Source organism: Aurantimonas aggregata (assembly GCF_010500835.1).
Taxonomy (GTDB): domain Bacteria; phylum Pseudomonadota; class Alphaproteobacteria; order Rhizobiales; family Rhizobiaceae; genus Aurantimonas; species Aurantimonas aggregata.
The window spans coordinates 126,192-140,342 of record NZ_JAAAMJ010000002.1; the positions used below are offsets into that span (position 1 = coordinate 126,192).

At 68.5% G+C, this 14,151-nt stretch carries 6 protein-coding genes; 2 read left to right on the forward strand and 4 right to left on the reverse strand.

Features of this window, described 5'->3' with window-relative positions; all coding sequences use genetic code 11:
* Positions 1-72 precede the first annotated feature (72 nt).
* The 4 genes from GTW51_RS04960 to GTW51_RS04975 all read right to left on the reverse strand — a co-directional run bounded on the left by GTW51_RS04960 (position 73) and on the right by GTW51_RS04975 (position 5,340).
* Positions 73-1,317 carry a putative DNA modification/repair radical SAM protein gene (locus GTW51_RS04960; protein ID WP_163042798.1) on the reverse strand — a complete coding sequence of 415 codons (1,245 nt, stop codon included), beginning with the start codon at positions 1,315-1,317 and terminating at the stop codon, positions 73-75.
* A 172-nt stretch (positions 1,318-1,489) separates the two neighbouring features.
* Complete coding sequence (locus GTW51_RS04965) at positions 1,490-2,296, reverse strand: FAD binding domain-containing protein (RefSeq protein WP_163042799.1); 807 nt, start codon at positions 2,294-2,296, stop codon at positions 1,490-1,492.
* A 116-nt stretch (positions 2,297-2,412) separates the two neighbouring features.
* Positions 2,413-4,758 carry a xanthine dehydrogenase family protein molybdopterin-binding subunit gene (locus GTW51_RS04970; RefSeq protein ID WP_163042800.1) on the reverse strand — a complete coding sequence of 782 codons (2,346 nt, stop codon included), beginning with the start codon at positions 4,756-4,758 and terminating at the stop codon, positions 2,413-2,415.
* Positions 4,759-4,851: 93 nt separating this feature from the next.
* A complete protein-coding gene (locus GTW51_RS04975; protein ID WP_163042801.1) occupies positions 4,852-5,340 on the reverse strand; it encodes a (2Fe-2S)-binding protein in 489 nt (162 codons plus the stop codon).
* A 494-nt stretch (positions 5,341-5,834) separates the two neighbouring features.
* Between GTW51_RS04975 and GTW51_RS04980 the strand changes: the two genes are divergently transcribed.
* Both GTW51_RS04980 and GTW51_RS04985 read left to right on the forward strand, forming a co-directional pair.
* Positions 5,835-7,790, forward strand: a complete 1,956-nt coding sequence (locus GTW51_RS04980) for an autotransporter assembly complex protein TamA (protein WP_246232645.1) — start codon at positions 5,835-5,837, stop codon at positions 7,788-7,790.
* A complete protein-coding gene (locus GTW51_RS04985) occupies positions 7,790-14,056 on the forward strand; it encodes a translocation/assembly module TamB domain-containing protein (protein WP_163042802.1) in 6,267 nt (2,088 codons plus the stop codon). The genes GTW51_RS04980 and GTW51_RS04985 overlap by 1 nt, the downstream gene beginning before the upstream one ends.
* Positions 14,057-14,151: the final 95 nt, after the last annotated feature.

Sequence of the window (14,151 nt, forward strand, 5' to 3'; positions counted from 1 at the left end):
CGATCCTGTTGGACGCCGCGGCACAACGCTGACGTTGTCAAATGCAGCTGAGATGAAAGCTCAACCGTCCCCTCAAAACAGCTCCATCTGCGCCGGCGCTCGCAGCTTCGGCAGGAACCGCTCCCTTAACCCCGCACTGTCCGTCGCCGCGCCGGGTGTCCAGTCCAGCGCCTCGATGAACGGGCGGACCTTGGCGACCGACTGGCAGAGCCGCGCCACGTCGTCGAGCCGCAGCGTGCGGTGCCGGCGCGTCGAGAGGATCCGGTCGACCGCCCGCGTGCCCAACCCCGGCACGCGCAGCAGCGTCTCCTTGTCGGCCCGGTTGACGTCGACGGGGAAGCGCTCGCGGTGCTTGAGGGCCCAGGCGAGCTTCGGATCGATGGCAAGGTCGAGCATGCCCGCCTCGCCGCCGGCGACGATCTCGCCGCGGTCGAAGCCGTAGAAGCGCATCAGCCAGTCGGCCTGATAGAGCCGGTGCTCGCGCATCAGCGGCGGCTTGCCGAGCGGCAGCCGGCTGGAGGCGTCGGGGATCGGCGAGAAGGCGGAGTAATAGACCCGCTTCAGCCGGTAGTTGCCGTAGAGGTTTTCGGAACGGGCGAGGACGCGGTCGTCGTCCGAGCCGTCGGCGCCGACGATCATCTGCGTCGACTGGCCGCCCGGCGAGAAGCGCGCCGGCTTCGCCCGGTCGCGCTTCTCGCCTCTGTGCTCCTCGATCTTGGCGCGCAGATGCCCCATGGCGCGGCGGATGTCGCGCGGCTTCTTCTCCGGCGCGAAGGCCTCCAGCGTCGCGTCGGTCGGCAGTTCGATATTGATCGACAGGCGGTCGGCGAAGAGCCCGGCCGCCTCGATCAGCGCCGGCGACGCATCGGGGATCGTCTTCAGGTGGATATAGCCGGCGAAGTTCTCCTCCAGCCGCAGCTTGCGGGCGATCCGCACCATCTCCTCCATCGTGTAGTCGGAGCTGCGGATGATGCCGGAAGAGAGGAACAGGCCCTCGATATAGTTGCGCCGGTAGAACGACATCGTCAGCTGCACGACCTCCTCGACCGTGAAGCGGGCGCGCGGGACGTTGGACGACGACCGATTGACGCAATAGGCGCAGTCATAGACGCAGAAATTGGTCATCAGGATCTTGAGCAGCGAGATACACCGCCCGTCCGGCGCGTAGGCATGGCAGATGCCGGAGCCTTCGGTCGAGCCGATGCCCTTCGACTTCGCCGAGTCGCGGCGGGTCGAGCCGCTGGAAGCGCAGGAAGCGTCGTATTTGGCGGCGTCCGAGAGGATCGCGAGCTTGTCGATGAGGGTGGTTTTGGCCATCAGGCCAACATACCGTTCCTGAAATGTTCCGCCACCGACGATCGCTTGATGCGTCAAATGGCGCACCGGGCGCTGGCCGCTGCGGGGCCTGATGCACCCGCCCGACAGTCAGTCAGTCGAGCCAGGGAATGCCCGGCGCGCGCCTGAAAAGGACGCGCGCCGCAGAACTTTGTCAGTGTGCGGCAGCCTTGGCAACGGCCCGCTTGGTGACGACCTTCACGAGGTTGGCGCGGTAGGCCGACGTGCCGTGCATGTCGGACATCATCATGCCCTCGTCGGCGGCAAGATCCGCCACCGCGGAACCGTCGAAGTTCGACGACAGCGCCTGCTCCGCCGCCTCCCAGCGGAAGGCGCCGTTCGAGCCGGCGCCGGTCACGCCGACCTTCACGTCCGTTCCGCGCTGGGCGACGAACACGCCGCACATGGCGTAGCGCGAGGCGGGGTTGCGGAACTTCTCGTAGCCGCAGCGGTCCGGCGCCTCGAACGAGGCGGCGGTGACAATCTCGTCTTCCTCGAGCGCCGTCTCGAACAGGCCGAGGAAGAAGTCGGCTGCCGGAATGTCCCGGCGGTTGGTGTGGATCGTCGCGCCGAGCGCCAGCATCGCCGCCGGGTAGTCGGCGGCTGGATCGTTGTTGGCGATCGAGCCGCCGAGCGTTCCGAGATGGCGCACAGCCGGATCGCCGATCAGGCCGGCCAGCTCGCTGAAGCCCGGACAGACGCCGGCGATGCCTTCATGCTGCGCGACCTCCGCATGGGTGGTGCCGCCACCGATGCGGATCGAGCGACCATTGACCTCGATCCCCTTGAGCTCCGGCACGTGGCGCAGATCGACCAGTGCGGATGGCGCGGCGAGGCGCTGCTTCATGGTGGGGATCAGCGTCTGGCCACCGGACATGTACTTGCCCTCGCCGCCGCTCTCGCCGATGAGCGCGACGGCGGATTCCAGCGAGGTCGGGCGGTGATAGACTGTCTCGTACATGGGTCTGCTCCGTACGGCGCCGGGTCGGCCAGAAGGCCGACCGCGCGGCGCGAGGTTGAAGGCGTCAGGGCGGCAAAGCCCCCCGGCGACACCGCGCCGCCGGGAAATCTCGTTGTTCAGGCAACCGCGTGGAGTGCGTGCCAGACCTTTTCCGGGGTCGCCGGCATCGACAGATCGTTGTTGCCGATCGCATCGGTGATGGCGTTGATCACGGCCGGCGGCGAGCCGATCGCGCCGGCCTCGCCGCAGCCCTTCATGCCCAGCGGGTTGCCGGGGCAGAGGGTCTCGGACGTCGAGACCTTGAACATCGGCAGGTCCCAGGCGCGCGGCATCGCATAGTCCATGTAGGACGCCGTCACCAGCTGGCCGGTGTCGTCGTAATGCGTGCCCTCGAGCAGCGCCTGGCCGATGCCCTGGGCAAGCCCGCCATGGACCTGGCCCTCGACGATCATCGGGTTGATTACCCGGCCGAAATCGTCGGCGGCGACGAACTGGACAATCTCGGTGGTGCCAGTCTCGGGGTCGACCTCGACCTCGCAGATGTAGCAGCCGGCCGGGAACGTGAAGTTGGTCGGGTCGTAGAAGGCGCCCTCCTTGAGGCCCGGCTCCATGCCGTCCGGCAGGTTGTGGCCGGTATAGGCGCCGAGGCAGACCTCGTGCCAGGCGAGTTTCCTGTCGGTGCCGGCGACCTTCACCTCGCCATTCTCGATGACGATGTCGCCGGCGTCCGCTTCCAGCACGTGGGCGGCGATCTTCTTGGCCTTGGCCTCGACCTTGTCGAGCGCCTTGACGATCGCCGACATGCCGACCGCGCCGGAGCGCGAGCCGTAGGTGCCCATGCCGAACTGTACCTTGTCGGTGTCGCCGTGGATGACCTGGACGTTGTCGACCGGCAGGCCGAAGCGCTCGGCGACGAGCTGGGCGAAAGTGGTCTCGTGGCCCTGGCCGTGGCTGTGCGAGCCGGTGAGGATCTCGATCGTGCCGACCGGATTGACCCGGACCTCGGCCGATTCCCAGAGGCCGACGCCGGCGCCGAGCGAGCCGACCGCCTTGGACGGGGCGATGCCGCAGGCTTCGATGTAGCAGCTCATGCCAAGGCCGCGCAGCTTGCCGCGACCCCGCGCCTCGGCCCGGCGGGCCTCGAAGCCGGCGACATCGGCCTCGGCCATGGCGGCGTCGAGGCTCGCGTCGAAATCGCCGGCGTCATAGTTCATGATCACCGGCGTCTGGTGCGGGAAGGTGCGGATGAAGTTCTTGCGGCGCAGTTCCGCCGGGGAGACGCCCATTTCGCGGGCCGCCGTCTCCATGGTCCGCTCGACGACATAGGTCGCCTCCGGCCGGCCGGCGCCGCGATAGGCGTCCACCGACACGGTATTGGTGTAGACGGCACGGACATTGGCGTGGATCGCCGGGATGTCGTACTGGCCGGACAAGAGCGTCGCATAGAGATAGGTCGGCGTCGCCGAGGAGAAGAGCGACATGTAGGCGCCGAGATTGGCGATGGTGTCGACCTTCAGGCCGAGGATGCGCTGGTTGGCGTCGAAGGCCATCTCGACCTCGGTGACGTGGTCGCGGCCATGCGCATCGGTCAGGAACGCCTCCGAGCGATCCGACGTCCACTTGACCGGCACGCCGGTTCGCTTGGACGCCCAGAGGCAGACGATCTCTTCCGGGTAGATGTAGATCTTCGAGCCGAAGCCGCCGCCGACATCGGGCGCGATGACCCGCAGCTTGTGCTCCGACGCGACGTTGTAGAACGCGCTCATCACCAGCCGGGCGACATGCGGGTTCTGCGACGTCGTCCAGCACGTGTAGTGGTCGTCGGCCATGTCGTAGTGACCGAGCGCGGCGCGCGGCTCCATCGGGTTCGGCACGAGGCGATTGTTGACGATGTGAAGTTTCGTGACGTGGGCCGCCCGCTCGAAGGCAGCGTCGGTCGCGGCGCGGTCGCCGAGCTCCCAGTCGAAGATCAGATTGCCGGGCGCTTCGGGATGCAGCTGCGGGGCGCCCTCCTTGAGGGCGTCGGTCGCCTGCACGACGACCGGCAGCTCCTGATAGGTGACGTCGACGGCTTCCGCAGCGTCACGGGCCTCAAGCCGGGTATCCGCCACCACGACGGCGACGGGCTGGCCGACATGGCGCACCGTGCCGACGGCGAGCGCCGGATAGGCGCCCATCTTCATCGGCGAGCCGTCCTTCGACGAGACGCCCCAGCCGCAGATCAGATTGCCGATCCCGTCGCCCTGCAGCTGCTCCCCGACCAGCACCCCGATGACGCCCGGCATCGCCGAAGCCGCGGCAACGTCGATGCCCGTGATCGTCGCATGGGCGTAGGGCGAGCGGACGAAGGCGGCATATTTCATGCCCGGCACGACCATGTCGTCGACATAGCGGCCCCTGCCCGTGATGAACCGCTTGTCTTCCTTGCGCAGAACCCGTGCGCCGATGCCTTCGATACCCATTCCGAAACCTCCCAGTGTTCGAAAACCGGCCAGGAACCGCCTCCTCCGGCGGTCCGGCCGCTCGTGATCGCTATGCCATGCCGCGCGGCCTGCCTATTCGGCGGCCAGGCGCTGCGGCTCGCCGGCGCCGGCGGCGGCCAGGATCGCCTTGACGATATTGTGGTAACCCGTGCAGCGGCAGATATTGCCGTCGAGTTCCTCGCGGACCGTATGCTCGTCGAGGTCGCTGCCGTGCCGGCCGATGATGTCCACCGCCGTCATGATCATCCCCGGCGTGCAGAAGCCGCACTGCAGGCCGTGATGCTCGCGGAACGCCGCCTGCACCGGGTGCAGCTCGGCACCGTTCGCCAGTCCTTCGATGGTGGTGACGGCGGAGCCCGACGCCTGGACTGCCAGCATGGTGCAGGACTTCACCGCCTTGCCGTCGACATGCACGACGCAGGCGCCGCACTGCGAGGTGTCGCAGCCGACATGCGTGCCGGTCAGTCCGAGGTTCTCCCGCAGATACTGGACGAGAAGCGTGCGGTCTTCGACCGTCCCCGTCATCTCCCGTCCGTTCACGGTCATCGTCACTTCGCTCATAGGACCCTCCCCGGAACCGACTGCCCGTCCGTGTCGTGCGACACGCCAGGCCGGTTGCTTTGCGTGGCGCGCCTTCGGCGGCGCGCTCTGGTGGCGACAGTGCCCTCTCTCCGGGACGGCTTCAAGCGCTTTTCAGAACCATTCCATTCAGCCGCACCCGGCGCATTGGGGGAGCCTCCAAAGGAGGGCGAACGACGCGGTGAGCTTGCAACAGCGCTCGGCAGGCGGGCGCGACGAGATGTCTCGGCGGCCCTGCCCTACCCTGCGGAAGCTGTGACCGTTGCGGCACAAGCAGCCAGCGGAATCACTTCCGCACGGGGTGGAGACGACATCGAGTAACGGCTTGTAGTTGTTATTTCACGATTTCCCGCCATGCTAGGAAACGCAGGGGGAGAATTTCGACCGCACGAACGACGTCGCCAGCGCGACAGCGCGGCGGTGGGTGTCGGTTGCGCCCCCCACAGCGAGTTCGAGCGGCAGCGGGAAGCGAATTATTGCATTATAGGGTCAACTCCTGCGCGAAGCTGGTGATACTGGCGGCCGGCTCGTGTCTCGTGGCCGCCAGCCCCCGCTCGGCTGCCGCCTTCGAGATCTTCGGCTTCCGCTTCTTCGAGGACGAGGCGCCGGACGCCGACATCATCGACCCGATCCGCTACTCGGTGAGCCTGACCGTGGCCCCGGCGCCAGGCGACGACGGCTCGATCGAATCCAGCATTCGGGACGCATCGACGCTGATCTCCGGCGAGGAGGAAGCAGTATCCGGCTCGCTGGGTCTTTTGTCCCGGGCCCGCAACGACCGCCGCCGGCTCGTCGCAGCGCTGTTCGAGAACGCCCGCTATGACGGGCTCGTCGACATCTTCATCGAAGGCCGCAACATCGTCGACCTTCAGCCGGATGCCGAGTTCGACACATCGCGCCCCGTCCCGGTGTCGATCCGGGTGCGCCCCGGCCCGCTCTATACGCTGGGGCGCGTCTCGATCTCTACACAGGGGATCCCGATCGATCCGGCGCGCTACGACCTGACGCCCGGCGCCTCCGCCGGCTCCGCCGACGTGCTCGCGGGCGAGGCGCGGCTTTTCCGCGAATTGCGCGAGCAGGGACGCCCCTTCGTCGCCGTCACCGATCGCGACATCATCGCCGATGCCGCCACCGACCGGCTGGAATACGACGTGGATCTCGCGCCGGGAAACCCCGTCCCGTTCGGGCAGACCTACGTCGAAGGGGCGAAGGACGTCGATCCGGGATTCATTGCCTACATGGCGGGCGTCAAGGCGGACGAGGTGTTCTCGCCCGAGGAGCTTTCCGAAGCCCGCGACCGGCTGCTGAAGCTCGACGTCTTTTCAAGCGTCACCGTCAGGGAGGCGAAGGCGCAGGCGGCGGACGGCTCGCTGCCGGTGCAGATCGAGGTCGGCGAACGCAAGTTCGGCTTCTACGGCGTGGGCGCCACCTATTCCAACACCGCCGGCGCCGGGGCTTCCGGCTATGTCGGCCACCGCAACCTGTTCGGCCGGGCCGAATCGATCCGGCTGGACGCATCGATCTCGCGCCTCGGCGCCACCGCCCTGTCCGACGAGGCACGTGAGACCGACGGTGCCGACTATGCCGCCTCGCTGGTCTTCAAGAAGCCGGGCGTGCTGGGTCCCAACTCGGTCTATATCGGCTCGCTGGAAGCCAAGAGCGAGCAGCCGCTAGCCTACGACCGCGTCAGCTATGCCGCGACCAGCGGCGTCGAGTACGAGATTGACCCGAACCAGACGGTTTCGGTGATCCTGCGCGGCGAATACGAGGAAATCACCGATTATCTCGGCACGCAGGACTATCTGCTGGCATCGCTGCCGATCACCTACACGTTCGACAACCGCGACAACGAGCTGAATCCGACCGAGGGCTTCTACGCCCAGGCCCTGGTCGAGCCGACCTACGGCTTCAACACCGAGACTCCCTTTGCCAAGACGCGGCTGGACGGGCGCAGCTATCTGTCGCTCTCCGACAGCGACCGCTTCATCCTCGCCGGCCGCGTCGGCTACGGCACGATCTTCGGCGCCGATCTCCAGGACATCCCGAACGACCGGCGCTTCTTCGCCGGCGGCGGCGGTTCGGTGCGCGGCTACGAGTTCCAGTCGGTCGGACCGTATTATCCGTCCTTCGCGCCGCCGGGCTTCAACGAGGTCTTCACCGACACCCCGACCGGCGGACTGTCGCTGTTCGAGGCCTCGGCGGAAGCGCGGATCGGCGTGACCGAAAACATCCAGATCGTGCCGTTCGTCGATGTCGGAACGGTCGGCGACGACTTCGTCCCCGACTTCTCCGAGTTCAAGATCGGCGCCGGCGTCGGCGCCCGCTACCTGACCAGCTTCGGGCCAATCCGGCTTGACGTCGCCATCCCGCTCGATCCCGGCCCGCGCGATGCGAGCTACCAGATCTATGCCGGCATCGGGCAAGCCTTCTGATGAAAGCACTCCGGTCCTTCTCGCTCGCCCTCCTTGCATGCCTCGCGGCTTCGATGCTGACGCTGGCGCCGATGCGCCCGGCGGCGGCGCAGGGCTTCGTAGCCAACCAGCTCGAGAACTTCCTGTCGAGCGACACGATGCAGGTGGAGATCGAGGGCCTCTCCGGCGCCCTGACCGGGCGCCTGCGCATTGCCAGCGTCACGGTAAGCGATCCGCAGGGCACCTTCCTGACCGCCAGTGACCTCGCGATGGACTGGTCACCCTTCGCGCTGGTGCGCTCCAATCTCTCCATCGAGAACCTGTCAGCGGGCCAGATCGTCCTCGAGCGGCTGCCGACGGGCCAACCGGAGACCGAAGGGGACAGCTCGGGCTTCTCCCTGCCGTCGATCACCGCCGACATCGGCAATCTGGCGATCGAGGAATTCGTCGTCGGCGCCGCGATCGCCGGGACGGAGGCACGGCTGCGGGCAAATGGCAGCCTGACGCTGGCCGCCGATCCGACCAGTCTCGATGTCCGGGCCAATATCGACCGGCTCGACCAGCCGGGGCAGATCGCCCTCGACATCGGCTACGCGCCCGACCAGAACCAGCTGCGACTGGACGTAACGGCGAGCGAACCGGCCGGCGGTCTCGTCGCGACGCTGCTCGACATCCCGGACCGGCCGGCCGTGGACCTTGCGATCAACGGCTCCGGGCCGCTGTCGGCCTTCATGGCAAACGGCTCGCTCTCCGTCGGCGGTGAGCAGGCAGCGACGCTGACCGCCCGTGTCGACGGCGCCGATGACGGCCGCCGGGTTTCAGCCTCGCTCAGCGTCGCGGCACAGCAATACGTACCCGAGCAGTACCAGCGCTTCCTGCAAGGCGGCGCCAATCTCGACGTGCAGATGCTGGTGCGCGACGACGGCCTCTACGTCGTCGACCAGGCGGAGCTCTCCTCGGACGCGCTGGCTGCGACCGCGAGCGGCACGCTCGATCTCTCCGGCGCCGGCAACGACCTGACCGTCGCGATTGCCTCGCGCGACGGCAGCCCGATCGCCCTCTCCTTCGGCACGCCGCCAGGCGCGACGGAACTCGAGATCACCGGACTCGAAGGCCAGATCACCGGTGCGCTCGGCGCCGCCGGCCTCAACGTTACCGCACAGCTGCCGCGAGCCGGCTACGGCGAATACGTCGCGACCAATGTCGATGCCACGCTGACCAGTACCGGCTTCAATCTTTCCGGCTTCCAGGGACCGCTTGCAATCGAGGCGACGGCCGCCGAGGTCGCCGCCCCCGAGGGGCTCGCCGACCGTTTCCTCACCGGGCCGCTGCGCCTTGCCGTCGACGGCGCGCTGACCGAGGACGGCCTCGTGTTCAATCCGAGCCGCGCCATCACCGATGTCGCCTCGATCAATCTTCAGGGTACGGCCGCGCTGAACTTCGCGACCTTCGATCTCGCGCTCGAATCGGCTTTCCAGACCGCCGCGCTGTCGGCGGCGGCGATCCCGCTGGCCGGCGACGAACTCGCCGTCTCCGGCCGCTTCGCCCGCACCCCGGATGCCGGCATCTCGGCCCAGGACCTGTCGGTGCGCGGCGAGGGTCTGACGATCGGCGGCCGTGCCGCGCTGTCGGACGGCACTGTCTCGGCCGATATCGATGGCGAACTCCAGCAGGCGAGCACGGTAAATTCCGCCTTCTCCGGCGCTGCGACCTTCTCGCTCACCGCTTCCGGGCCGGTCGAGCAGCCCGACGTCGATCTCCAGATCTCCGGCAACGGGCTCAGCATCAACGGGCGCGAACTCGCCGATCTCAACGTCACGGCACGCGGGACGTTCAACGCATCCGCGCCGGCAGGGACGGTGGAGATCACCGGCACGCTCGACGGCCAGCCGCTGTCGGGCACGGCGCAGCTCGAGACGCTTGCCAATGGCGAACGCCGGATCAACGACCTTGCCATCCGCCAGGGCCCGAACGCGATCACCGGCGACCTGACGCTCACTTCCGCCTTTGCCCCGGTGGGCACGCTGAATGTCGACGTCGAGGATATCGGCCCGCTGGCAGCGCTTGGCGGCGTCGATGCTTCCGGCGACGTCACCGGCACGATCGATCTGTCGGTGGACGGCGACGACACACCAGTGGCGACACTGGAACTCGTGGGCGACTCGATCGGCTTTGCCGGCAACACGCTCCAGGCCGCGATCATCGACCTCGAAGTCAGCGATTACCTCGGCACGCCGCGGCCCACGGGGCGCGTCAGCGCCGAGGCGATCGATGCCGCGGGCCTTTCGGTGCGCTACCTCGCCATCGACCTCACGCGCCAGGGCGACGCCACCGGCCTTGCAGCCACCGCCGAGGCCAACGGCGTGCCGCTGCGCCTCGAAGGCAATGCCAGCTTCGAGCCGGGCACGACACTGATCACGCTCTCGCGCCTCGAAGCGGAAATCCCTGACGCCGAAGTCAGCCTGCGCGAGCCGGCGACGATCCGCATCGCCGACGGCACGACGACGCTGCCGCAGATCGTTCTCGACACCGGCGAAGGCACGGTATCCCTCGCCGGCACGGCCGGCGAGACGCTCGACCTCGCGCTGCGGCTCGACTCGGTTCCCGCCGCCATCGCCAACCCGTTCGTGCCGGGCCTTGCCGCTGCCGGCCAGATCGACGGCTCCGCCGACATTTCCGGCGCCGCCTCGGACCCGGCGGCACGCTTCTCGATCAACGCCACGGAACTCGCGGTCGGCCAGTCGCGCGCCGCCAATGTCCCGCCCGTCGAGGCGGTGCTCGCCGGCACCTATGAAAGCGGCACGCTGATGCTCGAGACCGCGCGGGTCGACCTCGGCGACGGGTCGATCGTCGCCAACGGCTCGGTCGGCGAGCAGCTCGACATCAGCGTCGCGCTGGACAACGTCCCCGCCGCGCTCGCCAACGGCTTCGTCGACGGGCTCGACGCTGCCGGCACCGTCTCGGGCACGGCGAGCGTCAGCGGCTCGCGGGCCGATCCGTCCGCGACTTTCGACATCGAGGGCCGCGAGATCACCGCCGAGGAGATCGCTGCGGCCGGTATTTCGCCGCTGACGCTCGACCTTTCCGGCTCCTACGCCGACGGCACGCTGGATCTGGCCGAAGCCAATGTCGCGGTCGGCGACGGATCGCTCACCGCCTCGGGCACGATCGGCGAAACGCTCGACCTGACGCTGCGCGCCAACGACCTGCCGGTCGGGCTCGCCAACGGCTTCGTGCCGGGTCTCGAGGCCGAGGGCATCATTTCCGGAACAGCCGACGCCAGCGGATCGCTGTCCGATCCGGCGGCGACCTTCGACCTGTCGGGCAGCGGCATCACCACCCGCGAGATCGCCGAGTCCGGCGTCGCGCCGCTCGATCTGCGGCTTGTCGGCAGCTATGCCAACGGCACGGCCGACCTCGAAACGGCCGTGGTCAATGTCGGGGACGGCTCGCTCACCGCTTCCGGCCAGATCGGCGAGACCCTCGACGTCGCGGTCGACGTCAACAGCATTCCCGTCGGCCTCGTGAACGGATTCGTCGACGGGCTCGGCGCCGAGGGCACGATCTCGGGCACCGCCCGCGCCACCGGCACGCTGTCCGACCCGGCCGCCACGTTCGACCTTGCCGGCTCCGGCATTACCGCCGACGGCATCGAAGCAAGCGGCATCGCGCCGCTCGAGCTCACCGCGTCGGGCAATCTTGCCGACGGCACGCTGAACCTTTCGACCGCCCGCGTGAACGTCGGCGAGGGATCGCTCACGGCCAGCGGCACGGTCGGCGAGCGGCTGAACCTGCAGCTTTCGGCCGACCAGCTGCCCGTCGGTCTGGTGAATGGCTATCTGCCCGATCTGGCGGCGGAGGGCACGATCTCCGGCAACGGCACGGCGACCGGTTCGCTTTCCGACCCGCGGGCCGAATTCACCCTCAACGGCACGGGCATCACGACACGGCAGATCGCCCAGTCCGGCATCGCGCCGCTCTCGCTCGACGTCTCCGGCGCCTATGCAGACGGCACCGCGACCATCGCCAATGCGAATCTCACCGTCGGCAACGGCTCGCTGTCGGCATCGGGCACGATCGGCGAAAATCTCGACATCGACCTCCGCCTCGACGACCTGCCGGTCGGCCTCGCCAACGGCTTCGTCGACGGGCTGAACGCCGAGGGCACGATTTCCGGCAGCGGCACGGCGACCGGCTCGCTGTCCGACCCGCAGGCGACATTCGACCTCACCGGCACCGGCATCACCAGCCGGCAGATTGCCCAGTCCGGCGTCGCGCCGCTGTCGCTCGACGTTGCCGGCTCCTATGCCGACGGCACCGCGACCATCGCCAATGCTGATGTCACGGTCGGTGACGGCTCGCTGACCGCACGGGGTACGGTCGGCCAGCAACTGGATGTGAATGTCCAGATCAACCGACTCCCCGTCGGCCTCGCCAACGGCTTCGTCGACGGGCTCGGGGCGCAAGGCACGATCGACGGCACGGCCACCGCGACCGGCTCGATCGGCAACCCGGACGCCCGCTTCGACATCGCCCTGAACAATGTCTCCGTCGCCCAGGGTCGCGCCGCGGGTGCGCCTGCGATCAACGGCACGGTCGCGGGGCAGTATGCCGGCGATACGCTGCGGCTGGACACGGCCAATGTCGCGATCGGCGGGGGCTCGATCGATGTCACCGGCACCGCCGGCGCCAATGCGTTGAACCTGACGGCCCAGATCAACGACGTGCCCGCATCCATCGCCGGCTCGGCGGCGCCCGACATCGCGCCGCAGGGCACGATCAACGGCACGGTCCGGGCGGCGGGATCGCCTTCCAGCCCGTCCGTCACCTACGATATCGCCGTCACGGGCGCGTCGATCCAGCAGACCCGCGACGCCGGTGTCGGCGCGCTGGCGATCGACAGCAGCGGCCAATACACGGGCAACGCCGTCACCACCACGACGACGCTGACCGGCAACGGCATCGACTTCCGGGCCGACGGCTCGGTCAACCTGGCGGGGACGCCGCAGCTCGACCTCACCCTTGCCGGCACCGCGCCGCTGTCGCTTGCCAACAGCATCCTCGCCGACGGCGGCCGCTCGCTCGAGGGAACGGCCCGGATCGACGCGCGGGTCACCGGCCCTGCCAGCCAGCCGAACGTCGTCGGAACGATCTCGACCGAGGGGTCGCGCTTCGTCGACACCGGCGCCAACATCGCCATCGACGGCATCTCGACCACGATTGCGCTCAACGGCCAGACGGCGACGATCCAGTCCTTCAGTGCCAACCTTTCGTCCGGCGGACAGCTGTCGATCGGCGGCAGTGTCGGCCTGTCGGACGGATTTCCCGCCGACCTGACGATCAGCCTCGTCGATGGCCGCTACAGCGACGGCGAACTGATCGGCGCGCGGCTCAGCGCCGATCTCACGCTGACCGGGCCGCTGACCCAGACCCCGCTCCTCGCCGGGACGATCAACGCTTCCGAGATCAACGTCCTCGTGCCGGAGAACCTGCCGGGCTCGCTCGCCCGGATCGACGTGACCCACGTCAACGCCAGCGCGGCGGTTCTGCAGCAGCAGCGCGAGCTGTTCCCGAACCGCGGCGAAGGCGCCTCGCAGGGGGGCATCGCCTTCGACCTGACCTTCAACGCCCCGAGCCGGGTCTTCGTGCGCGGCCGCGGCCTCGATGTCGAGCTCGGCGGCACGATCCAGATCACCGGGCCAGCCAACGCGCCGAGCATCGTCGGCGGCTTCGAGCTGCAGCGCGGCCGCTTCATCATCCTCAGCCGGCGCCTCGATTTCGAGCGCGGCCGGCTGAGCTTCACCGGCGCGCTGATCCCGACGCTCGACCTGCTCGCGGCATCGGATACCGGCGACGCGACCGTCTATGTCGCGGTAACCGGGCCGGCGAACGACCCGAGCTTCACCTTCTCCGCGTCCCCGGCCCTGCCGCAGGACGAGGTCCTGGCCCGGCTGATCTTCGACCAGGGTACGTCGAACCTGTCGCCGCTGCAGATCGCGCAGCTTGCCGAGGCCGCCGCATCGCTCGCCGGCGTCGGCGGCTCGACCGGGCTTCTGGAGAATCTGCGGGCGCAGCTTGGAGTCGACGATCTCGACATCCGCACCACCGCCGACGGCCAGACCGCCGTCGGCGTCGGGCGCTACATCAACGACAACACCTATCTCGGCGTCGACTCGACGGGTCGCGTGTCGATCGATCTCGATCTCGGCGCCGGACTCAAGGCGCGCGGCGCGGTGGACGCTCAGGGTGGCGGCGAGGTCGGCGTGTTCTACGAGGGCGAGTTCTAGCGCCCGCCATCCGCCGCCTGACAACTCCGCCTACCCTCCGTCTCAGGGCCTTGGCGGCGCCGAGCGAAACCACCCTTTCGAATCCTGGCCGGTAG